This is a genomic window from Pseudomonas sp. 05N36 (assembly GCF_056397385.1).
Genome location: NZ_JBFTNH010000017.1, coordinates 61094 through 86497 on the forward strand (window position 1 = coordinate 61094; position 25404 = coordinate 86497).

The following is a 25404-nucleotide window of genomic DNA, read 5'->3' on the forward strand; positions in this document are numbered from 1 at the left end:
CAGGGCACGGCTTCACAGCTGGCCCAGCACCGGGGTGCTGACGCGCACGTCGGCGTTTTGCCCGCGATTGCGCAGCAGGTGGTCCATCAACACGATGGCCATCATCGCTTCGGCAATCGGCGTGGCGCGGATGCCGACGCAAGGGTCATGACGGCCCTTGGTAACAACGTCCACCGGGTTGCCGTGGATATCGATCGAACGGCCCGGCGTGGTGATGCTCGACGTTGGCTTGAGTGCCAGGTGCGCGATGATTGGTTGCCCCGAAGAGATGCCGCCCAGAATCCCGCCCGCGTTGTTGCTGAGGAAACCTTCGGGGGTCATTTCGTCACGGTGCTCGGTGCCGCGCTGGGCGACGCTGGCGAAACCGGCGCCGATTTCCACGCCTTTCACCGCGTTGATGCTCATCAGTGCATGGGCCAGTTCGGCGTCGAGACGGTCGAAGATCGGTTCGCCGAGCCCCGGTTTCACGCCTTCGGCGACCACGGTGATCTTCGCGCCGACCGAATCCTGGTCGCGGCGCAGTTGATCCATGTAGGCCTCAAGCTCTGGCACTTTGTCCGGGTCGGGGCTGAAGAAGGCGTTTTGCTCGACCGAGTCCCAGGTCTTGAACGGGATTTCGATCGGCCCGAGCTGGCTCATGTAGCCGCGAACGACGATGCCCTGGGTCGCCAGGTATTTTTTCGCAATCGCCCCCGCCGCCACACGCATGGCGGTTTCCCGCGCCGAGCTGCGACCACCGCCACGGTAATCGCGCTCACCGTATTTGTGGTGATAGGTGTAGTCGGCGTGGGCCGGGCGGAACAGGTCCTTGATCGCCGAGTAGTCCTTGGACTTCTGGTCGGTGTTGCGGATCAGCAAACCAATCGCGCAACCGGTGGTGCGGCCTTCGAACACGCCGGAGAGGATTTCGACTTCGTCGGCTTCCTGACGCTGGGTCGTGTGACGGCTGGTGCCGGGCTTGCGGCGGTCCAGATCACGCTGCAAGTCTTCCAGGGACAGCTCAAGGCCCGGCGGGCAGCCGTCGACAATGGCGACCAACGCCGGACCATGGCTTTCGCCCGCGGTGGTGACAGTGAACAGCTTGCCGTAGGTATTGCCGGACATGCAGGGCGCTCCGTGAAATCGCTGAGTGACTCAACCTGAATTCGTAATGCGCGCCAGTATACGCAGGCTATCCAACTAGTTCATCCTCGAACCTTATTGGTGCCTTCGAGTCCAACCGACACCTTCTGAATGATGGCGTGATGATGCTGCGAGTTATTGCCTTGAGCCTTACCCTGTTTACCGGCCTGCTTTCCAATGCAGTCCAGGCCTCTGTTGTTCTGCAACGGCCAATCAGTCTGGATACCGGCAGCGGTGAGCTTTTCGGCTCGATGTTGCTGCCAAAGTCCGACAACCCGGTGCCGGTTGTGCTGATCATTTCCGGCTCGGGCCCTACCGATCGTAACGGCAATAACCCGGAAGGCGGCAACAACGACAGCCTCAAGCGCCTGGCCTGGGTGTTGGCCAAACACAACATCGCCAGCGTGCGTTACGACAAGCGCGGCGTGGCGGCCAGCCTCGCGGCGACCCCGGATGAACGCAATCTGACCCTTGAAGCCTACGTTGCAGACGCGGTGGCCTGGGGTCAAAAGCTCAAGTCCGACCCGCGTATGGGGCCGCTGATTCTGCTCGGACACAGTGAAGGTGCGCTGGTGGCCACACTCGCCGCCCCGCAAGTCGATGCCGCCGCGGTGATTTCCGTGTCCGGCAGCGCCCGACCGGTCGATCAGGTCCTGCGTCAACAATTGAGCAATCGAATGCCACCCGATCTGCTGCTGCGCAGCAATGAGCTGCTGGACAGCCTCAAGGCCGGGCATGTCGATGAACGCGTTCCGACGCCGTTGCAGGTGATCTTCCGTCCCAGCGTGCAACCGTACCTGATCAGCCTGTTTCGCCAGGACCCGGCGGCGGCTTTCGCCAAGCTGAAAATGCCGGCGCTGATCATCCAGGGCAGTAACGACATGCAGGTCGGCGTTGGTGACGCACAGATGCTCAAAGCAGCGAAACCGGATGCCCAACTGGCGCTGATCGAAGGCATGAACCACGTGATGCGTATCGTGCCCAACGACATCAAGCGTCAATTGGCCTCCTACAAAGACCCGCAACTGCCCCTCGCCGTCGAGCTCGGGACTCAGATCTTGAGCTTTATTGACGGACTTCGCGCCAGTTAAGCCGGTGTTACCCTCCAGTCCTGGAAAAAACGGCCGATAAGCCGGTGTCGGCAGCCCATTGGCTGCCGCCAAGCAGGGCTTGGACAGGATCTCGCCGTTATGACTGATACCCAGAATTCACCCGACACCGCGCCGCAAACCTCCGCTACTGAAGTGGTCGACCTGCCGTGGTCGGACGTCCAGGCCGAGCACCACAAGATGCTTCGCCTGGCGCCGCTGAAAACCGATCGAGCGACCGGTGGGCGGCCATTGCGCTTTGTCGAGTTCGGCTATGCCGAGCGCAACAGCAAAGAACGCAGCCTGCTGCGCATGAGCATTTCGCTGCCTGGCCAACGGGTGCGCAAGGAACAGAACCACCTGGACGTCTGGGTCGATCATGAGACCCGTCGTGTGCACTTCGGCCCCGACAGCGGTCTGCAGATTGAACCGCTGAACCGTGGCATTGGCCGTTTCCTGGCGGCTCAAGGCATTACGTGGGCGAAGAAAAAGTGGTCGAGCTACACCGTCGACGGTGCGGACCTGAACAACAAGGACGCCCTCAACGAAGACACCCGCCTGCGCCGCGACCACTTTCTGCGGGTGCACGGCTTTGACGTGGTCTACGCCGACGCCCAGCATTTGAAGGGCAGCGTCAAAGAGGTAAAAGTCGGCGATCTCCTCGGCGACTGGAATTCCGAAAAACTGCAGTTCGTGGAAATACTCGAAGCCGCGCAGATGCTGCAGCAAGCCGAGCAGAATCTGGCGGAGCAGGAAGTCAAACTGCAAAAGCAGGAAGAGAAAGTCAGCAAATACAAACGCGAGGACACCGGGCTACGCTTCACCATCACCTGTCTGGTGGCGTTTTCGGTGTTCCAGGCGGGACTGCTGATCTGGATCGCTACGCACCGCTAAAAACCCGAGTTTGCTCAAGCTCTTGTGGCAAGGGAGTTTGCTGAGGCTCTTGTGGCGAGGGAGCTTGCTCCCGCTCGAGCGCGAAGCGCTCGCAATCCTGTTACCTCATTGTTGAGATAAAAGGTCGGGGGCCGCTGCGCAGCCCAGCGGGAGCAAGCTCCCTCGCCCCGTTCACCACATTAAACCCTGGCGGCGAACAACGCCTGATGCTGGCGGCATTGCTCGGCGCTGAGCATGAACACACCGTGACCGCCGCGCTCGAACTCCAGCCAGGCGAAATCGACTTCCGGGTACAACGCCTCGACGTGCACCTGGCTGTTGCCGACTTCAACGATCAGCAAGCCCTTCTCGGTCAGGTGATCCGCCGCTTCGGCGAGCATGCGCCGCACCAGGTTCAAACCATCGTCGCCGCAGGCCAGACCCAGCTCGGGCTCATGCTGGTATTCGTCCGGCATGTCGGCAAAATCTTCGGCATCAACGTAAGGCGGGTTGGACACGATCAAGTCGAAACGCTGCCCTGGCAAACCGTCGAAGCCATCACCCTGAACGGTGTACACGCGCTCATCGACGCCATGGCGCTCGATGTTCTGATTGGCCACTTCCAGCGCTTCGAACGACAGGTCCGCAAGCACCACTTCCGCGTTCTGGAATTCGTAGGCGCAGGCTATGCCGATGCAACCGGAACCGGTGCACAGGTCGAGAATCCGTGCAGGCTCGGCGCCCAGCCACGGCGCGAAACGTTTTTCGATCAGTTCGCCAATCGGCGAACGCGGAATCAATACACGCTCGTCAACTATGAACGACATCCCGCAGAACCAGGCTTCGCCCAACAGGTAAGCCGTCGGGATACGCTCCTCGATTCGACGTTTGAGCAAGCGCTGCAGGTTGACCAGTTCGTCGTCTTCAAGACGGCAGTCCAGGTAGCTGTCGGCGATTTCCCACGGCAGGTGCAACGCCCCCAACACCAGTTGGCGGGCTTCGTCCCAGGCGTTGTCGGTCCCATGGCCGAAAAACAGATCCTCCCCATGAAAACGGCTGACAGCCCAACGAATGTGGTCGCGCAAGGTGCGCAGGCGGGAAGTGATCACGGGGCAAACTCCTGAAAAAACGACTGGCGATTCTAACAGCCTAAACTCGCCCCGACGACGCAAGAAAGATCACCGGACGAATGTAGGATTGATCCTGATTTTCAGCTTTTGATTGAACATCTGCTCAGCTCTTGACAGGCTGCAGGCCAGCAACGACGGTGCCTACGATGGTAGCGATTCACAGAAGCGCTCAGCCAGAGGACAATGTCGCAAAAGCCCCACTCGAAGGAGCCCCAGAATGTCCGTTCCAAAAACGATGTTTCAACTCAGCGGTCGTGGTTACGCGCCGGCCAATCTGGCCCATGCGACGCTGGTGATCATCGATGCCCAGAAAGAATACTTGAGCGGCCCCCTGGCCCTTTCCGGCATGGACGCCGCTGTCGACAACATCAAGCAATTGCTCGCGGCTGCCCGCAAGGCGGGTCGGCCGATCGTCCATGTACGCCACCTCGGCACCGTCGGTGGCCTGTTCGACCCACAAGGCGAACGCGGTGAGTTCATCCCCGGCCTCGAGCCGCTGGCTGACGAAACCATCATTGGCAAATTGCTGCCCAGCGCTTTCCACGGCACCCCGCTGGAAAAACGCCTGCAAGACCTCGGCTCGCTGGACCTGATCGTCTGCGGTTTCATGAGTCACTCCAGCGTCAGCACCACCGTGCGCGCCGCGAAAAACCTGGGCTTTCGCTGCACCCTGGTCGAAGACGCCTGTGCCACCCGGGACCTGCCTTTCAAAGGTGGCGTCCTCAGCGCCGAACATGTCCAGCAGACTGAAATGGCGATCATGGCCGACAACTTCGCGACCCTCGCCCAGACTCAAGACCTGATCTGATCGAGCGCTTGATGAGCGGCCAACGCAGCCGCTCATCCGCAAAAACCTCTCATTCCCTGCAATTGCCTTAGCCTCAGGAACCACCCGGTCAACTCCCGGTCGAAGGGCCGATACCCATTGAGGAAGGTCGGAATGAAGAAATCCGATGGTTTTGACGCTCGCCGCTTGCGGCCCAAAGGCCCACGCAACTGGCGTTATCGTTTTGGTGCGGCATTTTCCGCGCTGCTGGCAACCCTCGGCGTGTTGCTGATGATGGCCGGTGCAGCCAGCCTGTTGGGCCACCCGCCAGCGCTCGGCGAGTTGAACGCCAGCCCGGCCGGCGCGGCGGTGGTCCTGGCGATTGGCCTGTTGCTGCTGTATGTCGGTGTTGCCTTGTGGCGTCGCTGCCGCCGTCGGATGCGCCAACCGCGTGAGCTGAACCTGGCTCCGCACCTGATGAAAAAACATGACTGAGTGGCGCGCGTTGCGTTTTGACGCGCCCGATTCACCTCGACTTGGGTAAACTGGCCGCCCTTCGCGGAGGCTGACATGCAAGACGACGATTTTTCCCTGTTCAAAAGCGCGATCCAAGGCGTCAAGCCGATCAAGCACGATCGCGCCGAAACCGGCAAGCCCAAGGCTGACCGCGCGCACATCGCCAAGTTGCGCCAGGCCGCCACCGTGCGCACCGATGCCACCACCGTTGACGGCCTGTCCGATCAGTTTGTGATCGATGTCGGCCCGGAAGACGAGTTGATGTGGGCGCGTGACGGCGTGCAGGAAAGTCAGATGCGCAAGCTGAAGGTCGGGCAGATCCCGTTCGAAGGCAGCCTCGACCTGCACGGCATGACCGTCGAAAAAGCCCGCGAGACACTGTGGGCTTTTCTCGCCGAAGCAACAAAATTCGAAATTCGCTGCGTGCGCGTGACTCATGGCAAGGCTGTACGCCTGGACGGCAAGCGGCCGATGATCAAAAGTCACGTCAACACGTGGCTGCGTCAGCATCCGCAGGTGCTTGGCTTCACCTCGTGCCAGGCCAAACATGGCGGTGCCGGAGCAGTTTATGTGATGCTCAAACGGACCATGATGGAAGGTCGCGACGAGTAAAGCTGATGCGCTACGCTTGCAGCGCCGTGTCCGCCACCGTACCCTTGCCCTTTGCGTAAAATCCCACAGGTAGTTTCATGTCTCTGGAACAGAATTACACGGCGATCCTCGGCCAGCTTGGCGAAGACGCCACCCGCGAAGGTCTGCTCGACACGCCGAAACGTGCCGCCAAAGCCATGCAGTACCTTTGCCGCGGTTATGAGCAGACGCTCGAAGAAGTCACCAACGGTGCCTTGTTCAGCTCCGACAACAGCGAAATGGTGCTGGTCAAGAACATCGAGCTCTACTCGTTGTGCGAACACCACTTGCTGCCATTCATCGGCAAGGCCCACGTTGCCTATATTCCGAGTGGCAAGGTGCTGGGCCTGTCGAAAGTCGCGCGGATCGTCGATATGTACGCCCGCCGCCTGCAGATCCAGGAAAACCTCAGCCGGCAGATCGCCGAGGCGGTCCAGCAAGTGACTGGCGCCCTGGGCGTGGCGGTGGTGATCGAAGCCCAGCACATGTGCATGATGATGCGCGGTGTAGAGAAACAGAACTCGTCGATGATCACCTCGGTGATGCTCGGTGAGTTCCGCGAAAACGCGGCGACCCGCAGCGAGTTTCTCAGCCTGATCAAGTAATCCGCTGTACGAAGAAAACCGGCATTCATCGCCGGTTTTTTTTCGCCTGTGAAAAATCAGGTAAGCTGCGCGCCTTTCTTCATTCGCCCGAGAGGCTTATACCGTGTTAGTGAAAGCGCTTCGTGTCGGCCTCGGCCAGCTGATCATCTTCATCGACTTCCTCACCCGCCCGGGCAAAAAGAAGCGCCCCGCCGCTGCTCAGGCCCAGGTCGAAAACGCAGCGAAAGGCCTGACGCTGTATCAGTTCCACGCCTGCCCGTTCTGCGTGAAAACCCGCCGCACTCTGCGCCGCCTGAATGTGCCGGTGGCGTTGCGTGATGCGAAGAACAACGAACAGGATCGCCAGACCCTGCTTGAGCAAGGCGGCAAGATCAAGGTGCCGTGCCTGCGTATCGAAGAGAATGGCCAGACCACCTGGATGTATGAGTCAAAGGTGATCATTGATTATCTGGACAAGCGCTTCGCTGCAGCCTGATGGTTTTGTGGTGAGCGGACTGACGCCTTCGCGAGCAGGCTCGCTCCCACAGTGGTTTTGTGTTGTGGATAAGTTTTGTGTTCAAAACAGATCCCATGTGGGAGCGAGCCTGCTCGCGAAGACGTCGGCACTATCACCACAAATCCCGGACAAAAATAAACCGGCCCATTCGCCGGTTTATTTGCTTTTAGCCTTCCCTTACGCAGCCTGTGCAGCCTGCGCCTGACGCACCACCCCAGCCAATCGTTTAAGCCCTTCGTCCAGCCGCGCCGGATCGATATGGCTGAAGTTCAGCCGCAGATGCCCCGGATTGTTGTCCGGTTCAGAGAAGAACGGCTCCCCCGGCATGAACGCCACGTCCTGCGCCAACGCCTCGTTCAGCAAGGTCCGGGTGTCCAATGGCTGCTTCAGCGTCAACCAGAAAAACAGCCCGCCTTGCGGCACATTCCACTCGGCCAGATCGGAGAAATGGGTTTCCAGTGCCAACTGGAAGGCGTCACGCCGAACCCGGTAGAAGTCCCGCAGCTCACTCAGGTGATCGCGAAACTTCTCGCTGCCAATCCATTGCAACGCCTGCCATTGGCCGACACGGTTGGTGTGCAAGTCAGCCGATTGCTTGAGTCGCAGCAAGTGCGGGAACAGGTCCGGGCTGGCGATCAGATAGCCGACACGCAAGCCCGGCAGCAAGGTCTTGGACACGGTGCCGGTGTAGATCCAGCTGGCCTTCTTCAAGCGACTGACGATGGGCGTCGCGCTGCCGCCATCAAAGGTCAGTTCACGGTAGGGCTCGTCCTCGATCAGGGTCACGCCAAATTCATCGAGCAACGCCGCCACTGCATCGCGCTTGGCTTCGCTGTAGCGCACTGCCGAGGGATTCTGGAACGTCGGGATCAGGTAGATGAACGCCGGGTGATGTTTTTCCAGGCGCGCACGCAGCTCATTCAGGTTCGGACCGTCAGCCGCAAGCGGCACGGTCAGGCAGTCAGCGCCGAACAGCTGGAAGATTTGCAGCGCCGCCAGATAGGTCGGCGCTTCGAGCATGATCTCGGTGCCTTTGTCGATGTACAGCTTGGCCGCCAGATCAAGGGTTTGCTGGGAGCCGCTGACCACCAACACCTGACTCGCCTCACACGGTACGCCCAAGGCCCGGGCTTCAGCCGCCAGCGCTTCGCGTAATGCCGGTTCGCCTTCGCTCATGCCGTATTGGCCCATGGACAATGGCATGTCAGCCCATTCGACCTTCGGCAGCATGGCTTCGGCAGGCAGGCCACCGGCAAACGACATCACTTCCGGGCGCTGAGCCGCGGCAAGGATTTCACGGATCAAAGAACTTTTAAGGCGCGAGACACGTTCGGAAAAAGCCATGGGGGTCACCGGTAGCGAAGGCCAAGGGAATTAAGTCAAACTACTTGACCGAAATTACGACAGCGCGAGCAGATACGTCAATATGCTTGACCTTAAAAACCAGACCACCCAGCAAGCTGCCATGGAAGCGTTCTTCTTCGGCTACCAGGCCTTCACCGCCAAAGCCGACGAAATGCTTGAGCGGCGCGGCTTGAGCCGTGTGCATCAGCGCATCGTGTTTTTCATCGCCCGCTACCCGGCCCTGAGCGTCAAGGAATTGCTCGCGCTACTCGGTGTCAGCAAGCAGGCGCTGAACATTCCGCTGCGTCAGTTGGTGGAGATGCACCTGGTGGACAGCGTGGCGTCAGCGACCGACAAGCGTAAACGCCTGCTGGAACTGACCGTCGACGGCGCGCGGTTCGAGGAGTCGCTGCGGCGTGAGCAAGTGAAATTGCTTGAGCGAGTGTTTGCCGAGGCTGGCGAGGCGGCGGTAGATGGTTGGTTGGCGGTGAACAAGGCGCTGGGGCAAACCCAGGTGAGCGCTGACTAAGCAATCTGTCTGCTGGATGTGTATGAGCCGATCTGGCGCTTTCGCGAGCAGGCTCGCTCCCACACTGGATCGATACCGAACACAAATCCCATCCTCAACGCCAAACAACTGTGGGAGCGAGCCTGCTCCGGGCGGCGATCCGACGATGGCGTCCTTTCTGGCGATATATCCCTATTGCCAATCTTTTCGTCTACAAAATCAAAAACATTATTTGCTTTATTTGTATACAAAAGCATAATCCGTTTCGTGCGAGTTCCTGACCAAGCGGTCAACAAATTCGCAAGTACCTCAAAGAGCCGCTGCCCACCTCATGTGTCCGGCTCTGGAAATAACAATAAAACTCTTGAGGAGTACTCGCTGTGGAAAGCCGCAAATCCGAAGCCTCGACGCTGGAACTCTCGCCGCCATTACGCACTGGCTGGCTGGAGCGCATTTTTAAACTCAGCTTGCATGGCACCACGGTGAAGACCGAGTTGATCGCAGGTATTACCACCTTCATCACCATGGCCTACATCATCTTCGTCAACCCCAACATCATGGCGGACGCCGGGATCGACCACGGCGCGGCCTTCGTCGCGACCTGCATCGCGGCTGCCCTTGGTTGCCTGTTGATGGGTCTGTACGCCAACTGGCCTGTCGGCCTTGCGCCAGGTATGGGCTTGAACGCCTTCTTTACCTACACCGTGGTCGGCACCATGGGCTACCACTGGGAAGCTGCGCTGGGCGCGGTGTTCATTTCCGGTGTGTTGTTCATGTTCCTGACGCTGTCGCGCGTACGGGAATGGCTGCTCAACAGTATTCCGGTGAGCTTGCGCTTCGCCATGGGCGCGGGGGTCGGATTGTTCCTCGGGATCATCGGTCTGAAAACCGCCGGCATCATCGTCGCCAGCCCGGCCACGCTGATCAAGCTGGGCAATCTGCGTGACCCTGGCCCGCTGTTGGCCGCCGTCTGCTTCCTGATGATTGCAGTACTCAGTTACCACCGCGTGTTCGGCGCAATCCTGATCAGCATCATCGCCGTGACTCTCGCCGGTTGGGGCCTGGGCCTGGTGCACTACAGCGGCATCATGTCGACCCCGCCGAGCCTGGCACCGACCTGGATGGCCATGGACATCGCCGGCGTGTTCAACATCAGCATGATCAGCGTGGTGCTGGCGTTCCTCTTCGTGCACATGTTCGACACCGCCGGGACCCTGATGGGCGTTGCGCAACGGGCAGGCCTGGTCGGCGAAGACGGGAAGATCGAAAACCTCTCCCGCGCGTTGAAAGCCGACAGTGCGTCGAGCGTGTTCGGGGCGATGGTCGGTGTACCGCCGGTCACCAGTTATGTGGAAAGCGCCGCCGGTGTGGCCGCCGGTGGTCGTACCGGTCTTACCGCAGTAACCGTAGGTGTGCTATTTATTGCCGCGATGTTCTTCGCGCCTCTGGCTGGCATGATCCCCGCCTACGCCACCGCCGGTGCGCTGATCTACGTGGCCATGCTAATGATGAGCGGCCTGGAGCACATCAAGTGGAGCGAAGCCACCGACAGCATTCCGGCGATCGTCACGGCCATCATGATGCCGCTGACCTTCTCGGTTGCCGACGGTATCGCGCTGGGCTTTATCACCTACGTGGTGCTCAAGGCCGGTACGGGTAAACACAAGGAAATTTCCATCAGTCTTTGGGTGCTCTGCGCGATCTTTATCGCCAAGTTCATTTTCTTGTAAGCGGTACGCGTTTCAAACCAGCCTCACCCCGTCGGGTGGGGCTTTTGCACATAGGGAGGAAAGTGATGAGTCTGGAAACCTGGCTGCTGTTCAGCGGTGCTGCACTGGTGGTAATCCTGATCCCGGGGCCACTGTCGTTGCTGATGATCAGCAACAGTCTGAATTACGGTCTGCGGCGCTCTTACCCGGCGTTTCTTGGCGGCGTGTTCGCCTCGATCTGCCTGCTCAGTGCTTCGGCATTGGGTCTGGGCGCCCTGCTGCTGGCTTCGGAGCAACTCTTCAGTGCGCTGAAGATTGTCGGCGCGCTGTACCTGTTCTACCTCGCCTGGCAAAGCTGGCAGCAATCGCGCCAGCCATCGGTCGGCACCGAAGTGCCCCAGACCGCGCCGACACCGCGCTTTCGTGCACTGTTCGGGCGCGCGTTCGTGCTGGGTGCCAGCAACCCGAAAGACATTCTGTTCTTCGCCGCCTTCCTGCCACAGTTCTTGAGCGCACAGCAGCCCTTTCTGCCGCAGTTGCTGATCATGATCGCCACCTGGACCATGCTGGATCTGTGCTGCAAGGTGGCCTACGGCCTCGGCGCTCATGGTGCAGCGCGGTACCTGCGCAGCGGCAAGGGCCAGAGCTGGTTCAACCGGATCAGCGCCGGGTTGTTCAGTGGTGCCGGGGCAGCCTCCCTGTTGAGCCGCTAAAGAGCAAAAGCTTCGCGAGCAGGCTCGCTCCCACATTGGATTGTGGTGTTCACAAAACCTGTGGGAGCGAGCCTGCTCGCGATAGCGTCGGCACAGACACCACATTTCTCAAGACAAAAAAAAAGCCCGCAGTGTGAGCGGGCGAAAGACCAAAGAAGCTTATGCGCAGGATTCTTGGGGGGAAAAGTCCTAGCTTCCTCTGTAGGTCGAATAGCTGTAGGGCGAAATCAACAACGGCACATGGTAGTGATCCTGCTCTGCCGAGATGCCGAAGCGCAGCACCACCACATCCAGAAAGGCCGGCTCCGGCAGCTGTACACCGCGCGCGCGGTAGTAATCGCCGGCATGAAACTGCAATTGATAAACCCCGGAACGGTAGTCATCGCCTTGCAACAAGGGTGCGTCGCAACGGCCGTCGCTGTTGGTCAGTGCACTGGCAACCAATTCCAGCTGCGAACCCTCAACGCGGTACAACTCGACCTTGATCGAGCTGCCGGGGCAACCGTGTGCTGCGTCCAAAACGTGTGTAGTCAAACGTCCCATTGATTCTGCGCGCCTGCCTGCGTTTGCAGCAGTCAGGCCTTGCGCCTCCCGGAGTCAGTTAAAAAGGAGACCGCACCTTTTCGGAGCACGAAAAGCAGCGGCGAGCGACTGATTAAGACACTTTTCAAAAAAATTGTACACAATAAAAACGACATTTTTTACCACCACCTCCGTCATCCATGGTTTCTCTACACATCCGACGCTGAACCATAAGATCAGAGGACCTCCCATCCATTAGCTGACCACTCAGGCAGGTTTCTTGCTACACACTGAAATGATGACAGCTGATGAAAAATGCAAAAAATCAGGCTTACAAAGTGAATATAAAGTTGTATACAATCAGCCCATCGCTGTGACGCCAGCCTGTCACCTCACCTTCAGGCCGCCACACCCCCCTTATCGCGAATAAGCAACCCGAATAAGAAGGAAGACTGCAGTGAGCGCTGACTACCCACGCGACCTGATCGGTTACGGCAGTAACCCTCCCCACCCACACTGGCCGGGCAATGCCCGAATCGCCTTGTCCTTCGTGCTCAATTACGAGGAAGGCGGCGAGCGCAACATCCTGCACGGCGATAAAGAGTCGGAAGCCTTCCTCTCGGAAATGGTCTCGGCGCAGCCGTTGCAAGGCGAGCGCAACATGAGCATGGAGTCGCTGTACGAGTATGGCAGCCGTGCCGGCGTCTGGCGGATCCTCAAGCTGTTCAAGGAATTCGACATTCCGCTGACCATCTTCGCCGTGGCCATGGCCGCCCAGCGCCACCCGGACGTGATCCGCGCCATGGTTCAAGCCGGCCACGAGATTTGCAGCCATGGCTATCGCTGGATCGACTACCAGTACATGGACGAAGCACAGGAACGCGAGCACATGCTCGAAGCGATCCGCATCCTCACCGAAATCAGCGGCGAGCGCCCACTGGGCTGGTACACCGGCCGTACCGGGCCGAACACCCGTCGGCTGGTGATGGAAGAAGGCGGCTTCCTGTACGACTGCGACACCTACGACGATGACCTGCCGTACTGGGAACCGAATAACCCGACCGGCAAACCGCACCTGGTGATCCCGTACACCCTGGACACCAACGACATGCGCTTCACCCAGGTTCAGGGTTTCAACAAGGGCGACGATTTCTACCAGTACCTCAAGGACGCTTTCGACGTGCTTTACGCCGAAGGTGCCGAATCGCCAAAAATGCTCTCCATCGGTTTGCACTGCCGCCTGATCGGTCGCCCTGCCCGCCTGGCCGCACTCAAGCGGTTTATCGAATACGCAAAAAGCCATGAGCAGGTCTGGTTCAGCCGCCGGGTCGATATCGCCCGCCACTGGCACGAAACCCACCCGTACCCAGAGGCTTCGAAATGACTGCTTTCCAAACCCTGAAGCCATCGACCCTGAGCCGCGACGCCTTCGTCAACGCCTTCGCCGACATCTACGAACATTCGCCATGGGTCGCCGAAAAAGCCTTCGACCTGGGCCAGGACGCGGCGATCGACGAGATTGAAACCCTGCACCAGCGCATGAGCGATATCCTGCTCTGTGCCGATCACGCCAGCCAGCTGGCCTTGATCAACGCTCACCCGGACCTGGCCGGTAAAGCCGCCGTCCAGGGCCAACTGACCGAAGCCAGTACCAACGAGCAAGCTGGCGCCGGTATTCACCAATGCACGAGCGAAGAGTTCCAGCGCTTTACCGAGTTGAACGACGCCTACAAAGCCAAGTTCAAGTTTCCCTTCATCATGGCGGTAAAAGGCAGCAACCGGCATCAGATCCTCGCGGCGTTCGAAACGCGCATTCATAACTCGGCAGACACCGAATTCAAATGCGCGCTGGCGGAGATCAACAAGATCGCGCTGTTCCGATTACTGACTCTTTAGCGAACTTGGCCCGGACGTGAATGAACGTGAAAAACGCCCAGGGTCCTGCAAGCATCCCAAGCCACTTTAATTAAAGGCAGACAAGAAGAATGAAAGCTTACGCCGTACCTTTCGAGAAGTTCGTCAACCTGGCCGACGCCCGCCTGGGCACCAAAATCATCTCGGTCACCGATGACTGGTTCGCTGATGCCAACCGCCTGTTCCAGCCGACCCCGGCGGTGTGGAAAGAAGGCGTGTTCGATGACAACGGCAAGTGGATGGATGGCTGGGAATCGCGCCGCAAGCGCTTCGAAGGCTACGACAGCGCCGTGATCCGTCTCGGCGTGCCGGGCTCGATCAAGGGCGTGGACATCGACACTTCATTCTTCACCGGCAACTACCCGCCATCGGCCTCCCTGGAAGCCTGCTTCCTGGCCTCGGGCGAGCCGGACGAAAACACCCAGTGGACTGAAGTGTTGTCGGCCGTCGAGCTGCAAGGCAACAGCCACCACTACCACGAAATCAACAACGGCCAGGCCTTCAGCCACCTGCGTTTCAACATCTACCCGGACGGCGGTGTCGCCCGTCTGCGCGTGTACGGCATTCCGTACCGCGACTGGTCGGCAGTGGGCGACAACGAGCAAGTGGACCTGGCCGCAGCCCTGAACAGCGGTCGTGCCCTGGCCTGCTCCGACGAGCACTTCGGTCGCATGAGCAACATCCTCAACCCGGGCCGTGGCATCAACATGGGTGATGGCTGGGAAACCGCCCGTCGTCGTACCCCGGGCAATGACTGGGTGATCGTCGCGCTGGGCCACCCGGGCGAGATCGAAAAAATCATTGTCGACACCCTGCACTTCAAGGGCAACTACCCGGACACCTGCTCGATCCAGGGCGCGTTCGTCAAGGGCGGCACCGACAGCCAGATCGAAACCCAATCGCTGTTCTGGCGCGAACTTCTGCCGGCGCAGAAACTGGAAATGCACGCCGAACACACCTTCGCCGAGCAGATCAAGGCCCTGGGTCCGATCACCCACATCCGCCTGAACGTGTTCCCGGACGGTGGCGTGAGCCGCTTGCGGGTACTAGGCAAAGTCGCCAAGTAAGCGCTGAACCTGTGGCGAGGGAGCTTGCTCCCGCGGGGCTGCGAAGCGGCCCCGCTCTTTGTTTAAAAAGAATCGGGACTGCTGTGCAGTCCAGCGGGAGCAAGCTCCCTCGCCACAATAAACAACACAGAATTTTGGACAAGAAGACCAGCATGCGCACATTGACGATTGAACCGCTGACCAAAGAAGCCTTCGCCCCTTTCGGTGACGTGATCGAAACCGATGGCAGCGATCACTTCATGATCAACAACGGTTCGACCATGCGCTTTCACAAACTGGCGACGGTGGAAACCGCCACGCCAGAAGACAAGGCGATCATCAGCATCTTCCGCGCCGACGCGCAGGACATGCCGCTGACCATCCGCATGCTGGAGCGCCATCCGCTGGGCAGCCAGGCTTTCATACCGCTGCTCGGCAACCCCTTTCTGATCGTGGTCGCGCCACTTGGCGATGAACCTGTATCAGGCTTGGTCCGCGCCTTCGTCACCAACGGCAGGCAGGGCATTAATTACCATCGCGGCGTTTGGCACCACCCGGTGCTGACGATCGAAAAGCGGGATGACTTCCTGGTGGTTGATCGCAGTGGCACAGGCAATAACTGCGATGAGCATTTTTTCAAAGAGGATGAGCGTTTGATCCTCGCCCCCCACCAATAAGAGAAGGTCTGATCACTCGACAACAAGAGTGACAGGCGAGAGGTAAAGACTGTGGAAGCACATCTGTTGGAATGGCTGAACCTGAGCGTGCGCTGGGTTCACATGATCACTGGCGTGGCCTGGATCGGCGCGTCGTTCTACTTTGTCTGGCTGGAAAACAACCTTAATCGGGTCAACCCGAAAAACGGCCTGGCCGGCGATCTCTGGGCGATTCACGGTGGCGGGATCTACCACCTGGAGAAATACAAACTGGCTCCACCGACCATGCCGGACAACCTGCACTGGTTCAAATGGGAAGCCTACTTCACCTGGATGTCGGGGATCGCGCTGCTGTGCGTGGTGTTCTACTCCAACCCGACGCTGTACCTGCTGGCACCGGGCAGCAGCCTGAGCGGCCCTGAAGGCGTGGCCATCGGTCTCGGCTCGCTGTTCATCGGCTGGTTCATCTACTCCTTCCTGTGCGACTCGGCCCTGGGCAAACGCCCTGCCCTGCTAGGTGGAATTCTGTTCGTGCTGATCATTGGCGCCGCTTACGGCTTCAGCAAAGTGTTCAGCGGCCGCGGCGCATACCTGCACGTTGGCGCCATGATCGGCACCATCATGGTCGGTAACGTGTTCCGCATCATCATGCCGGCCCAACGGGCACTGGTGGCGGCCATCGCCGAGAACCGCACGCCGGATCCGGCACTGCCAGCCAAGGGCTTGCTGCGCTCACGGCACAACAACTACTTCACCTTGCCGGTGCTGTTCATCATGATCAGCAACCACTTCCCGAGCACTTATGGCAGCCAGTACAACTGGTTGATCCTGGCCGGGATCGCGGTACTCGCGGTGTTGGTGCGTCACTACTTCAACACCCGCCACGAAAGCCACAAGTTCGCCTGGACCCTGCCCGTCGCGGCAGTGGGCATGATCTGCCTGGCCTACGTCACTGGCCCAGCGCCGATGAACACCCCGGAAGTGGCCAAGGCGCCGGCGAAGATCGAGTACCAGCCGCTGCCGGAAACCGCCCTCGGCGGTGGTGCCAAACCCGCGCAAGCAGCGCCTGCTGCCCCGGCCGCCGCTGCTGCACCCGCGCAAGCTTCGACAGCAAGCGGTCCGGACTTCAGCAAGGTACACAGCGTGATTCAGGAACGTTGTGCGGTCTGCCATTCGGCCAAACCGACCAGCCCGCTGTTCAGCGCAGCACCGGCCGGCGTGATGTTCGATACCCCGCAGCAGATCCAGCAATTGGCCCCGCGGATCCAGGCCCAGGCTGTCGCCAGCCAGATCATGCCGTTGGGCAACATCACGCAGATGACCCAGCAGGAACGCGACCTGATCGGCGCCTGGATCAACCAGGGAGCCCGAACCAATTAAGCAATACAAAAGCCTGTGACAAGCGGGCTTTTGTGGCGAGGGAGCTTGCTCCCGCTGGACTGCGCAGCAGTCCCCTTTCTTCCTGGAGAAAAGCGGGGCCGCTTCGCGCCCCAGCGGGAGCAAGCTCCCTCGCCACAGGTCCACCTGATGCACAAAATCACAAGAATAAAAAAGATCCGAGGTGTTGCATGTCCGTGTCATCCGAAGCACGCATCCCCGACGCACCCGCGATTCAACGACTGCCGCTGTTGCAACTGATTCTGGTCGGCCTGCAACACGTTCTGCTGATGTACGGCGGAGCCATCGCGGTGCCGCTGATCATCGGACAGGCCGCGGGCCTGAGTCGTGAAGAAATCGCCTTCCTGATCAACGCCGACCTGCTGGTCGCCGGCATCGCAACCGTCGTGCAATCACTGGGCATCGGCCCCATGGGCATTCGCATGCCGGTGATGATGGGCGCCAGTTTCGCGGCAGTTGGCAGCATGGTGGCGATGGCTGGCATGCCTGGCATCGGCCTGCAAGGGATCTTCGGCGCGACCATCGCCGCCGGGTTCTTCGGCATGCTTATCGCGCCGTTCATGTCCAAGGTGGTGCGTTTCTTCCCGCCGCTGGTGACCGGCACGGTCATCACCTCGATCGGTTTGTCGCTGTTCCCCGTGGCCGTGAACTGGGCGGGTGGCGGCAACGCTGCCGCGCAGTTCGGCTCCCCCGTCTACTTGACCATCGCCGCGCTGGTGCTGGGCACCATCTTGCTGATCCACCGCTTCATGCACGGTTTCTGGGTGAACATTTCGGTGCTGATCGGCATGGGCCTGGGTTACATCCTCTGCGGCCTGATCGGCATGGTCGATCTCAGCGGCATGGCGCAGGCGCCGTGGGTGCAAATTGTCACCCCGCTGCATTTCGGCATGCCGCAATTCCATCTCGCACCAATCCTTTCAATGTGCCTGGTGGTGGTGATCATCTTCGTCGAGTCCACCGGGATGTTTCTCGCCCTGGGCAAGATTACCGGCCAGGAAGTCTGCCCACGGATGCTCCGCCGCGGTTTGCTGTGTGATGCTGGCGCGTCGTTCTTCGCCGGGTTCTTCAACACGTTCACCCACTCCTCGTTTGCCCAGAACATCGGCCTGGTGCAAATGACCGGCGTGCGCTGCCGTTCGGTGACCATCGTTGCCGGTGGTTTGCTGGTGGTGCTGAGCCTGCTGCCCAAAGCGGCCTTCCTGGTGGCATCGATTCCACCGGCGGTACTTGGCGGCGCGGCGATTGCCATGTTCGGCATGGTCGCGGCTACCGGGATCAAGATTCTCCAGGAAGCCGACATCGCCGACCGTCGCAATCAACTGTTGGTGGCGGTGAGTATCGGCATGGGCCTGATCCCGGTGGTTCGTCCGGAATTCTTCGCCCACTTGCCGTTGTGGATGAGCCCGATCACCCACAGCGGCATTGCCATGGCGACCCTCAGCGCCCTCTCGTTGAACCTGCTGTTCAACATCCTCGGCGGCGCAGAACGAGCCGCCAATAACGAGTGCCACGCTCATCAGCACTGACGGATGACCGGACGGTCCGCCCGTCCTTCCATCGTTATCCGGTTTCACCCGTGACACGAAATACCCGCATGACAGACCGGCCGGCGATATGCCCGGTCGCCGTCAGCGGCTGCCTGCGCCTTAACAATAAAAACAATCGAGGAGCAACACGATGACAGACTTGATAGCGGCGCTCCGTTGCGGGGCGCTTGAGCCATGGCCCGGGAGTCAGTATTCTCCGCGGCCGCCTGAATCGGCTCTAAAAAAAAGCCCGGATTTAATTCCTGACCAGATAGCCAGCTTATCCCGGCTCTGGACGGTCACACGGCACACTTCAACAAAAACCGAATGGACGCTTGATCGACTGTTTTCGAACAGCCGAACGGGCGTTCTTTTGCTTTTTAAAAGCTTTGGCTCAGCTCTTTCCGGAGTTTTTACTGACCGATCGGATGATTTTTTACAGCAACGAAAAAGGCGCCACACCAGAGCGCCGATTCAAAAAAACGTGGAATCACTTACTTTGGGAGCAACCGAATGAACCGTACGTGCACTAGCCTGATGCTCGCTGGATCCTTGCTGGCGGGGGGCCAGGCAATCGCCGGCGATCTGCTGCAGTGGCAGAACAACAGCCTGACCTATCTCTACGGCAAAGACTTCAAAATCAACCCGAGTATCCAGCAAACCGTGACCTTCGAGCACGCCGACGCCTGGAAATACGGGGACAACTTCCTGTTCATCGACAAGATTTTCTACAACGGCAAACCTGACGCCTACGTCGGCAATAACACGTACTACGGTGAGTTCAGCCCGCGCCTGTCGTTCGGCAAGATCTTCGACCAGAAACTCGAATTCGGCCCGATCAAGGACGTCCTGCTGGCCATGACCTACGAGACCGGTGAAGGCGACGTCAACTCCTACCTGATCGGTCCGGGCTTCGACCTGGCCATTCCCGGTTTCGATTACTTCCAGCTGAACTTCTACAATCGTCACACCGACGACAAACGCCCGGGTAACAACATCTGGCAGATCACTCCGGTGTGGTCCTACACCATCCCGGTGGGCAGCTCCAGCGTGCTGATCGACGGTTACATGGACTGGGTGGTCGACAACGACAAGAACAGCCAAGGCACCTACCACGCCAACCTGCACTTCAACCCGCAGATCAAGTACGACCTGGGCAAAGCCTTGCATTGGGGCGAGAAGCAGCTGTACGTCGGTGTCGAGTACGATTACTGGAAGAACAAGTACGCCATCGAAGACACGAAGGACTTCACCACCAATCAGAGCGCCACGAGCTTGTTGGTGAAGTACCACTTCTGATCCAGGGTTGAAAGATCGCAGGCTTCGCCAGCTCCTACATAAGCGCATCGAGTGTAGGGGCCGGCGTCGGCTGCGGTCTTTTGCTTTGCCGCCAACACATCGAACTTCCCGATTAAACCACCGCAAAATTCGCAACCATTGATCAGTCCGTCTGGCATAGCATGGCGCCATTCCACTCTGATCAAGGAGTTGCACCGATGACTCAATTTCGCAAAGTGCTTAGCCTGCATACCGGCCAACCCGCGTCCGATGGCGCCGGGGTCAAGCTGACCCGGGTATTTGGTGGCGCAGGCGTCGAACGCTTCGACCCGTTCCTGATGCTCGACGAATTCGGCTCGGAAAATCCCGACGACTACATTGCCGGCTTCCCACCCCACCCGCACCGCGGCTTCGAAACCGTGACCTACATGCTCGAAGGGCGCATGCGCCATGAGGACCATCTGGGTAACGTCGGTTTGCTGGAAGGCGGTGGCGTGCAATGGATGACTGCCGCCAAGGGCATCATTCACAGCGAAATGCCGGAGCAGGAAGAAGGCGTGATGCGCGGCTTCCAGCTGTGGCTGAACCTGCCGGGCAAGCACAAGCTCGATCCGGCCAGCTATCGGGATATTCAGCCGGCGGACATTCCACGACTGAAAACCGCGCAAGGCGTCGAGGTGGTGGTGATCGCCGGTCTGTTCGACGACGGCACAGTCAAGCAAGCAGGCGCGGTACAACGGCCAGACACCGAGCCGTATTACTTTGATTTCCATCTACCGGCCAGCACCCGCATCACGCCGAAACTGCCGGATGGGCATCGGGCACTGCTTTATGTGTATGACGGCAGCGTTGAATTGCCTGGGCAAACCCAGAGTGTCGGCGTCAGCAAACTGGTCCGTTTGTCGGATGAAGGCGAGTTGCAACTGAGCAGCGAGTCCGGGGCCAGAGTGCTGTTGATCGCCGGTAAACCGCTGGGCGAACCGATCGTGCAGTACGGGCCGTTCGTGATGAATACCCGGGAGGAGATCGAACAGGCGTTGCGTGATTTTCGCGATGATCGGTTGACTGCCTGAGTTTTGCATCGTCTGCAAGGACGCCATCGCGAGCAGGCTCGCTCCCACATTTGATCTTCAGTGCACACAGTATTTGTGCACAACAACGATCCCCTGTGGGAGCGAGCCTGCTCGCGATGGCCGCACCATAGATTTCAAGCCAGGATTGCCGGCTCTTCCAGCCCCAGAAACCGGCACAACTCTTCGCGCTTGGCCAAGGCATCGCGGCGGCCAAGCTCGATCAACTCGCTGCAATACCCCGCCTCGAACAGCAGATAACTCAGCACCCCGGCACCGCTGGTCCGGGTCGCACCCGGCCCACGCAAGAACAGTCGCAACGCGGCTGGCAGCTCTTGCCGATGCCGCGCGGCGATTTCATCGATCGGCTGACTCGGAGCAATCACCAACACCTCCACCGGCGCTACGCCGAGGCTACGGGCTGCGGTACTCGCCGGTAACAAGTGACTGAACTGATTCAAGCGTTGCAACAGCTCGATGTCACTCTCAAGGCTGTCAATGAACGTACTGTTGAGCAGGTGCCCGCCAATCTGCGCCAACGAGGGTTGCTGACCGGTGTAGGTGCGCTGCAACGGACTATCGGGGTCAACGCCGCGCGGGTTACCACTGACGCCCACCACCAGCACCCTGCTCGCCCCCAGGTGCAGGGCCGGGCTGATCGGCGCCGACTGACGCACCGCACCATCGCCGAAGTACTCGTTGCCGATCTTCACGGGCGCAAACAACAACGGGATCGCCGAACTCGCGAGCAAATGGTCGACCGTCAATTGAGTCGGCATGCCGATACGCCGATGGCGCAGCCAGGCATCGATACTCCGGCCCCCCTGATAAAAGGTCACGGCTTGCCCGGACTCATAACCGAATGCGGTCACGGCCACCGCATGCAGTTGTTTTTGTGCAATGGATTCATTGATGCCGGACAGGTGCAGGTTATCGTTCAACAGATCGCGCAGCGGGGAACTGTTGACCAGCGCCACCGGCACTTTTGCGCCAATCCCCAACAGGCTGTGACTGACGAACCGAGTGGCCTGGCTGATGACTCCCGGCCAATCGCTGCGCAGCACCAGGTCGCTGCGAAAGCCCTGCCAGAACGCGGTCAACCGCTGGATGGCGGCGGTAAAGTCCGTCGCCCCGCTGGCCAGGCTGACCGCATTGATCGCCCCGGCCGAAGTGCCGACGATCACCGGGAACGGATTGGCGGAACCTGCCGGCAGCAGTTCGGCAATCGCTGCCAGCACCCCGACCTGATACGCCGCCCGAGCCCCGCCGCCGGAAAGAATCAAACCTGTAACCGGCTCAGTTGAACTCATCGCAACGCTCCATGGTGCCTGGGCCTTTCAATCTAGTCTGACGAAATGGATTCAACCGCGCTTGGCATACAATTTCGGCTCGCCAGGCGGACGGCTCTTGAAGCGGCGATGGGTCCAGAGGTATTGCTCGGGGCAATCGCGCACGCAACGTTCAACCCACTGGTTGATCCGGAGGCAATCGACCTCGTCGCTTTCACCCGGAAAGTCGTTCAGCGGCGCATGGATCACCAGACGGTAACCACTGCCATCGGCCAGGCGTTCCTGGGTGAACGGCACCACCAGCGCCTTGCCCAGCTTGGCAAACTTGCTGGTGGCGGGGACGGTTGCCGCCATAATGCCGAACAACGGCACGAAGATACTTTGCTTGGCGCCGTAGTCCTGATCCGGTGCGTACCAGATGGCCCGGCCAGCGCGCAGCAACTTGAGCATGCCGCGTACGTCATCGCGCTCTACCGCCAGCGAGTCGAGGTTATGCCGCTCACGACCACGCCGCTGAATGAAATCGAACAGCGGGTTTTTATGTTCGCGGTACATGCCGTCGATGGTGTGCTGCTGGCCGAGCAACGCCGCGCCGATTTCCAGCGTGGTGAAGTGCAACGCCATCAGGATCACACCCTTGTCGTCGCGCTGAGCCTGCTTGAGGTGCTCCAGCCCTTCGACATGGGCCAGGCGTGCCAGGCGCGCGCGGGACCACCACCAGCTCATGGCCATCTCGAAGAAGGCAATCCCGGTCGAGGCGAAGTTTTCCTTGAGCAGACGCTTGCGCTCGGCAGGTGTCTTTTCCGGGAAACACAGTTCCAGGTTGCGTTGGGCAATGCGCCGACGATCGGTGGCAACCCGATACATCCCGCTACCCAGCAGGCGACCAATGCGCAGCAGCAGCGGATACGGCAGCTGAACGACCAGCCACAACAGCCCTAGACCGCACCATAGCAGCCAAAAACGCGGATGAAAAAATGCAGCTCGAAATTGCGGGCGATCCATTAACGATTCCGGACAGACAACAAGGCCGCGCATTCTACATCGGTTCGACCCGGCTTGCGGCTTACGGGCGTTCTCGTTATAAGTCTCGGCACTTTTAGTGACAAGCCGTTTTATGCCGACCATGAGCCAAACCGAACCGCTAGACCAAGATCCCGTGTTCCAGTTGAAGGGCAGCATGCTCGCCATTACGGTGCTGGAACTGGCCCGCAATGACCTTGAAAGCCTCGACCGACAGTTGGCTGCGAAGGTCGCCCTGGCGCCTAATTTTTTCAGCAATGCGCCGCTGGTGCTGGCCCTGGACAAACTCCCGGCCACTGAAGGCGCGGTCGACCTGCCTGCGCTGATGCGTGTTTGCCGCCACCATGGCTTGCGCACGCTGGCCATCCGCGCCAGTCGTATCGAAGACATCGCCGCCGCCATTGCCGTCGACCTGCCGGTGCTGCCACCGTCTGGCGCACGCGAGCGTGCACTTGACCCGCACGAAGGCGAAATCAGGAAAAAGCCGGAAAAACCGCCTGAACCGACCATCAAACCGACCCGAATAATCACTTCGCCAGTACGTGGTGGCCAGCAGATTTATGCCCAGGGTGGCGATTTGGTAGTGGTTTCCTCGGTCAGTCCAGGGGCGGAACTTCTCGCCGATGGCAACATCCATGTATACGGACCGATGCGCGGTCGTGCGCTGGCCGGTGTAAAGGGTGACTCCAAGGCACGGATTTTCTGCCAGCAATTGAGCGCTGAACTACTCTCCATCGCCGGTCACTACAAGGTTTCCGAAGATCTGCGCCGCGATCCGCTGTGGGGCGCCGGTGTACAAGTCAGCCTGTCGGGTGACGTGTTGAACATCATTCGGCTTTAACGGATACTGCCGCATTTTCCAAGCATCTCTAAAACGTAGCGAAAACGGCTCAAACGAAGTAGGAAAATGGCGCAAGGCAGCGTTTACCCGAGGTAAACCCCGCCCAACACCGGATTCCAGCCAAGGCTGTCCGACTGCAGTAGTTTTCAGGAGATGTTTTTCAGGGGCTAAAAGTCCTTTTTCCTTAGGGGTGAAACACCTTGGCCAAGATTCTCGTGGTTACATCCGGCAAGGGTGGTGTGGGTAAGACCACCACCAGCGCCGCTATCGGTACCGGCCTCGCTTTGCGCGGTCACAAAACAGTTATCGTCGACTTCGACGTCGGCCTGCGTAACCTCGACCTGATCATGGGTTGCGAGCGTCGCGTGGTGTACGACTTCGTCAACGTGGTCAACGGCGAAGCCAACCTGCAGCAAGCCCTGATCAAAGACAAGCGCCTGGAAAACCTCTACGTGCTGGCCGCCAGTCAGACCCGCGACAAAGACGCGCTGACCCAGGAAGGCGTGGAAAAGGTCCTGATGCAGCTCAAGGAAGACTTCGAATTCGTGGTCTGCGATTCTCCGGCGGGCATCGAGAAAGGCGCTCACCTGGCCATGTACTTCGCGGATGAAGCGATCGTCGTGACCAACCCGGAAGTCTCCTCGGTTCGTGACTCGGACCGCATGCTCGGCCTGCTGGCGAGCAAGTCGCGTCGCGCCGAGAACGGCGAAGACCCGATCAAGGAACACCTGTTGCTGACCCGCTATAACCCAGAGCGCGTAAGCAACGGCGAAATGCTCGGCGTCGAAGACGTCAAAGAGATTCTGGCGGTCACCCTGCTGGGTGTGATTCCAGAGTCGCAAGCCGTACTTAAAGCTTCCAACCAAGGCGTGCCAGTGATTCTCGACGACCAGAGCGACGCCGGTCAGGCGTACAGCGATGCCGTCGATCGTCTGCTGGGCAAAACCGTGCCACACCGGTTCCTTGACGTTGAGAAGAAGGGATTCTTCGAGCGCCTGTTTGGAGGTAGATAATGAATCTTTTTGACTTCTTTCGTGCCAACAAGAAAGTAAGCACCGCGTCGGTAGCGAAAGAGCGTCTACAGATCATCGTGGCGCATGAACGCGGCCAACGCAGTACCCCTGATTACTTGCCGGCCTTGCAGAAGGAGCTGGTCGAGGTGATTCGCAAGTACGTCAATATCGGGTCCGATGACGTGCACGTCGCACTGGAAAACCAGGGCAGCTGCTCGATTCTGGAACTCAATATCACCCTGCCTGATCGCTGAGTCGATCCGGCTGGAGCCACGGCGGCTCAGGTCCTTTCCAGCAACGGAGAGGACCTGAGCCGCCGTTGGCG

Annotated in this window: 28 protein-coding genes; 22 read left to right on the forward strand and 6 right to left on the reverse strand. The window is 59.6% G+C overall.

From position 1 onward, the window contains the following. Positions 1 to 12: 12 nt before the first annotated feature. Positions 13 to 1104, reverse strand: a complete 1092-nt coding sequence (gene aroC / locus AC1DIH_RS20685; RefSeq protein ID WP_477773092.1) for a chorismate synthase — start codon at positions 1102 to 1104, stop codon at positions 13 to 15. A 95-nt stretch (positions 1105 to 1199) separates the two neighbouring features. Here aroC and AC1DIH_RS20690 point away from each other — a divergent pair, with 95 nt between their 5' ends. Both AC1DIH_RS20690 and AC1DIH_RS20695 read left to right on the forward strand, forming a co-directional pair. Beyond that, entirely contained in the window at positions 1200 to 2213 is a 1014-nt protein-coding gene (locus tag AC1DIH_RS20690) for an alpha/beta hydrolase (RefSeq protein WP_477773127.1), read from the forward strand. Positions 2214 to 2312: 99 nt separating this feature from the next. Continuing rightward, complete coding sequence (locus tag AC1DIH_RS20695; RefSeq protein ID WP_427532217.1) at positions 2313 to 3104, forward strand: hypothetical protein; 792 nt, start codon at positions 2313 to 2315, stop codon at positions 3102 to 3104. Positions 3105 to 3283: 179 nt separating this feature from the next. On the opposite strand, the gene prmB is transcribed toward AC1DIH_RS20695, so the two are convergent. Continuing rightward, positions 3284 to 4192, reverse strand: a complete 909-nt coding sequence (gene prmB, locus AC1DIH_RS20700) for a 50S ribosomal protein L3 N(5)-glutamine methyltransferase (protein ID WP_477773093.1) — start codon at positions 4190 to 4192, stop codon at positions 3284 to 3286. Positions 4193 to 4430: 238 nt separating this feature from the next. Between prmB and AC1DIH_RS20705 the strand changes: the two genes are divergently transcribed. The 5 genes from AC1DIH_RS20705 (at position 4431) to AC1DIH_RS20725 (ending at position 7205) form a co-directional block, all read left to right on the forward strand. Next, the gene (locus AC1DIH_RS20705; protein ID WP_477770029.1) at positions 4431 to 5021 is read left to right on the forward strand and encodes a cysteine hydrolase family protein; all 591 of its coding nucleotides are present in this window, start codon (positions 4431 to 4433) and stop codon (positions 5019 to 5021) included. A gap of 132 nt (positions 5022 to 5153) precedes the next feature. Further along, on the forward strand, positions 5154 to 5474 hold the full coding sequence (locus AC1DIH_RS20710) for a hypothetical protein (protein ID WP_427532222.1): 321 nt from the start codon (positions 5154 to 5156) through the stop codon (positions 5472 to 5474). A 75-nt stretch (positions 5475 to 5549) separates the two neighbouring features. Then, entirely contained in the window at positions 5550 to 6107 is a 558-nt protein-coding gene (locus tag AC1DIH_RS20715) for a Smr/MutS family protein (protein WP_477773094.1), read from the forward strand. 77 nt (positions 6108 to 6184) lie between these two features. Next, positions 6185 to 6730, forward strand: a complete 546-nt coding sequence (gene folE / locus AC1DIH_RS20720; protein WP_019693029.1) for a GTP cyclohydrolase I FolE — start codon at positions 6185 to 6187, stop codon at positions 6728 to 6730. A gap of 103 nt (positions 6731 to 6833) precedes the next feature. Then, positions 6834 to 7205, forward strand: a complete 372-nt coding sequence (locus AC1DIH_RS20725; RefSeq protein ID WP_103315804.1) for a glutathione S-transferase N-terminal domain-containing protein — start codon at positions 6834 to 6836, stop codon at positions 7203 to 7205. 198 nt (positions 7206 to 7403) lie between these two features. On the opposite strand, the gene AC1DIH_RS20730 is transcribed toward AC1DIH_RS20725, so the two are convergent. Next, on the reverse strand, positions 7404 to 8570 hold the full coding sequence (locus AC1DIH_RS20730; RefSeq protein ID WP_477773095.1) for an aminotransferase-like domain-containing protein: 1167 nt from the start codon (positions 8568 to 8570) through the stop codon (positions 7404 to 7406). An 82-nt stretch (positions 8571 to 8652) separates the two neighbouring features. On the opposite strand from AC1DIH_RS20730, the gene AC1DIH_RS20735 reads away from it, so the two are divergent. The 3 genes from AC1DIH_RS20735 to AC1DIH_RS20745 all read left to right on the forward strand — a co-directional run bounded on the left by AC1DIH_RS20735 (position 8653) and on the right by AC1DIH_RS20745 (position 11500). Next, positions 8653 to 9099, forward strand: coding sequence for a MarR family winged helix-turn-helix transcriptional regulator (locus tag AC1DIH_RS20735; RefSeq protein WP_477773096.1), 447 nt, complete (start codon positions 8653 to 8655; stop codon positions 9097 to 9099). A 359-nt stretch (positions 9100 to 9458) separates the two neighbouring features. Next, complete coding sequence (locus tag AC1DIH_RS20740; protein ID WP_427532230.1) at positions 9459 to 10808, forward strand: NCS2 family permease; 1350 nt, start codon at positions 9459 to 9461, stop codon at positions 10806 to 10808. A 65-nt stretch (positions 10809 to 10873) separates the two neighbouring features. After that, positions 10874 to 11500: a LysE family translocator gene (locus tag AC1DIH_RS20745; RefSeq protein ID WP_477773097.1), complete on the forward strand. Its 627-nt coding sequence runs from the start codon at positions 10874 to 10876 to the stop codon at positions 11498 to 11500. Between the two features lie 189 nt (positions 11501 to 11689). On the opposite strand, the gene uraH is transcribed toward AC1DIH_RS20745, so the two are convergent. Then, positions 11690 to 12043 (reverse strand): hydroxyisourate hydrolase, encoded by a 354-nt coding sequence (gene uraH, locus AC1DIH_RS20750; RefSeq protein ID WP_095078352.1) that lies wholly within the window; start codon positions 12041 to 12043, stop codon positions 11690 to 11692. 436 nt (positions 12044 to 12479) lie between these two features. Between uraH and puuE the strand changes: the two genes are divergently transcribed. From puuE to AC1DIH_RS20795, 9 genes are all read left to right on the forward strand, one after another. Beyond that, positions 12480 to 13406, forward strand: coding sequence for an allantoinase PuuE (gene puuE / locus AC1DIH_RS20755; protein ID WP_427532234.1), 927 nt, complete (start codon positions 12480 to 12482; stop codon positions 13404 to 13406). Beyond that, positions 13403 to 13918 carry a 2-oxo-4-hydroxy-4-carboxy-5-ureidoimidazoline decarboxylase gene (gene uraD, locus AC1DIH_RS20760; protein ID WP_427532236.1) on the forward strand — a complete coding sequence of 172 codons (516 nt, stop codon included), beginning with the start codon at positions 13403 to 13405 and terminating at the stop codon, positions 13916 to 13918. Before puuE ends, uraD begins: the two co-directional genes overlap by 4 nt. An 89-nt stretch (positions 13919 to 14007) precedes the next feature. Next, positions 14008 to 15003 carry an allantoicase gene (gene alc, locus AC1DIH_RS20765; protein ID WP_477773098.1) on the forward strand — a complete coding sequence of 332 codons (996 nt, stop codon included), beginning with the start codon at positions 14008 to 14010 and terminating at the stop codon, positions 15001 to 15003. Between the two features lie 152 nt (positions 15004 to 15155). Continuing rightward, positions 15156 to 15659 carry an ureidoglycolate lyase gene (locus AC1DIH_RS20770; protein WP_477773099.1) on the forward strand — a complete coding sequence of 168 codons (504 nt, stop codon included), beginning with the start codon at positions 15156 to 15158 and terminating at the stop codon, positions 15657 to 15659. A gap of 51 nt (positions 15660 to 15710) precedes the next feature. After that, on the forward strand, positions 15711 to 17018 hold the full coding sequence (locus tag AC1DIH_RS20775; RefSeq protein WP_477773100.1) for a urate hydroxylase PuuD: 1308 nt from the start codon (positions 15711 to 15713) through the stop codon (positions 17016 to 17018). A 188-nt stretch (positions 17019 to 17206) separates the two neighbouring features. Continuing rightward, a complete protein-coding gene (locus AC1DIH_RS20780) occupies positions 17207 to 18565 on the forward strand; it encodes a nucleobase:cation symporter-2 family protein (protein ID WP_477773101.1) in 1359 nt (452 codons plus the stop codon). Between the two features lie 151 nt (positions 18566 to 18716). Next, positions 18717 to 19082, forward strand: coding sequence for a hypothetical protein (locus AC1DIH_RS20785; protein ID WP_477773102.1), 366 nt, complete (start codon positions 18717 to 18719; stop codon positions 19080 to 19082). After that, the gene (locus tag AC1DIH_RS20790; protein ID WP_477773103.1) at positions 19079 to 19864 is read left to right on the forward strand and encodes an outer membrane protein OmpK; all 786 of its coding nucleotides are present in this window, start codon (positions 19079 to 19081) and stop codon (positions 19862 to 19864) included. Before AC1DIH_RS20785 ends, AC1DIH_RS20790 begins: the two co-directional genes overlap by 4 nt. A 197-nt stretch (positions 19865 to 20061) precedes the next feature. After that, positions 20062 to 20916: a pirin family protein gene (locus AC1DIH_RS20795; protein WP_477773104.1), complete on the forward strand. Its 855-nt coding sequence runs from the start codon at positions 20062 to 20064 to the stop codon at positions 20914 to 20916. A 134-nt stretch (positions 20917 to 21050) separates the two neighbouring features. On the opposite strand, the gene AC1DIH_RS20800 is transcribed toward AC1DIH_RS20795, so the two are convergent. Then, positions 21051 to 22223 (reverse strand): patatin-like phospholipase family protein, encoded by a 1173-nt coding sequence (locus tag AC1DIH_RS20800; protein ID WP_477773105.1) that lies wholly within the window; start codon positions 22221 to 22223, stop codon positions 21051 to 21053. Positions 22224 to 22274: 51 nt separating this feature from the next. Continuing rightward, the gene (locus AC1DIH_RS20805) at positions 22275 to 23207 is read right to left on the reverse strand and encodes a lipid A biosynthesis lauroyl acyltransferase (protein WP_477773106.1); all 933 of its coding nucleotides are present in this window, start codon (positions 23205 to 23207) and stop codon (positions 22275 to 22277) included. 121 nt (positions 23208 to 23328) lie between these two features. Between AC1DIH_RS20805 and minC the strand changes: the two genes are divergently transcribed. The 3 genes from minC (at position 23329) to minE (ending at position 25333) form a co-directional block, all read left to right on the forward strand. Continuing rightward, entirely contained in the window at positions 23329 to 24066 is a 738-nt protein-coding gene (gene minC / locus AC1DIH_RS20810; protein WP_477773128.1) for a septum site-determining protein MinC, read from the forward strand. 200 nt (positions 24067 to 24266) lie between these two features. After that, positions 24267 to 25079 carry a septum site-determining protein MinD gene (gene minD, locus AC1DIH_RS20815; RefSeq protein ID WP_427530447.1) on the forward strand — a complete coding sequence of 271 codons (813 nt, stop codon included), beginning with the start codon at positions 24267 to 24269 and terminating at the stop codon, positions 25077 to 25079. Next, positions 25079 to 25333, forward strand: coding sequence for a cell division topological specificity factor MinE (gene minE, locus AC1DIH_RS20820; protein WP_019693048.1), 255 nt, complete (start codon positions 25079 to 25081; stop codon positions 25331 to 25333). The genes minD and minE overlap by 1 nt, the downstream gene beginning before the upstream one ends. Positions 25334 to 25404: the final 71 nt, after the last annotated feature.

Excerpts from the sequence above, each read along its gene's own strand:
- aroC (WP_477773092.1), bottom strand. The coding sequence starts at position 1,104 with ATGTCCGGCAATACCTACGGCAAGCTGTTCACTGTCACCACCGCGGGC.
- AC1DIH_RS20695 (WP_427532217.1), top strand. The coding sequence starts at position 2,313 with ATGACTGATACCCAGAATTCACCCGACACCGCGCCGCAAACCTCCGCT.
- AC1DIH_RS20705 (WP_477770029.1), top strand. The coding sequence starts at position 4,431 with ATGTCCGTTCCAAAAACGATGTTTCAACTCAGCGGTCGTGGTTACGCG.
- AC1DIH_RS20710 (WP_427532222.1), top strand. The coding sequence starts at position 5,154 with ATGAAGAAATCCGATGGTTTTGACGCTCGCCGCTTGCGGCCCAAAGGC.
- AC1DIH_RS20715 (WP_477773094.1), top strand. The coding sequence starts at position 5,550 with ATGCAAGACGACGATTTTTCCCTGTTCAAAAGCGCGATCCAAGGCGTC.
- folE (WP_019693029.1), top strand. The coding sequence starts at position 6,185 with ATGTCTCTGGAACAGAATTACACGGCGATCCTCGGCCAGCTTGGCGAA.
- AC1DIH_RS20730 (WP_477773095.1), bottom strand. The coding sequence starts at position 8,570 with ATGGCTTTTTCCGAACGTGTCTCGCGCCTTAAAAGTTCTTTGATCCGT.
- AC1DIH_RS20735 (WP_477773096.1), top strand. The coding sequence starts at position 8,653 with ATGCTTGACCTTAAAAACCAGACCACCCAGCAAGCTGCCATGGAAGCG.
- AC1DIH_RS20745 (WP_477773097.1), top strand. The coding sequence starts at position 10,874 with ATGAGTCTGGAAACCTGGCTGCTGTTCAGCGGTGCTGCACTGGTGGTA.
- uraH (WP_095078352.1), bottom strand. The coding sequence starts at position 12,043 with ATGGGACGTTTGACTACACACGTTTTGGACGCAGCACACGGTTGCCCC.
- uraD (WP_427532236.1), top strand. The coding sequence starts at position 13,403 with ATGACTGCTTTCCAAACCCTGAAGCCATCGACCCTGAGCCGCGACGCC.
- alc (WP_477773098.1), top strand. The coding sequence starts at position 14,008 with ATGAAAGCTTACGCCGTACCTTTCGAGAAGTTCGTCAACCTGGCCGAC.
- AC1DIH_RS20770 (WP_477773099.1), top strand. The coding sequence starts at position 15,156 with ATGCGCACATTGACGATTGAACCGCTGACCAAAGAAGCCTTCGCCCCT.
- AC1DIH_RS20780 (WP_477773101.1), top strand. The coding sequence starts at position 17,207 with ATGTCCGTGTCATCCGAAGCACGCATCCCCGACGCACCCGCGATTCAA.
- AC1DIH_RS20785 (WP_477773102.1), top strand. The coding sequence starts at position 18,717 with ATGACAGACTTGATAGCGGCGCTCCGTTGCGGGGCGCTTGAGCCATGG.
- AC1DIH_RS20790 (WP_477773103.1), top strand. The coding sequence starts at position 19,079 with ATGAACCGTACGTGCACTAGCCTGATGCTCGCTGGATCCTTGCTGGCG.
- AC1DIH_RS20795 (WP_477773104.1), top strand. The coding sequence starts at position 20,062 with ATGACTCAATTTCGCAAAGTGCTTAGCCTGCATACCGGCCAACCCGCG.
- AC1DIH_RS20800 (WP_477773105.1), bottom strand. The coding sequence starts at position 22,223 with ATGAGTTCAACTGAGCCGGTTACAGGTTTGATTCTTTCCGGCGGCGGG.
- AC1DIH_RS20805 (WP_477773106.1), bottom strand. The coding sequence starts at position 23,207 with ATGGATCGCCCGCAATTTCGAGCTGCATTTTTTCATCCGCGTTTTTGG.
- minC (WP_477773128.1), top strand. The coding sequence starts at position 23,329 with ATGAGCCAAACCGAACCGCTAGACCAAGATCCCGTGTTCCAGTTGAAG.
- minE (WP_019693048.1), top strand. The coding sequence starts at position 25,079 with ATGAATCTTTTTGACTTCTTTCGTGCCAACAAGAAAGTAAGCACCGCG.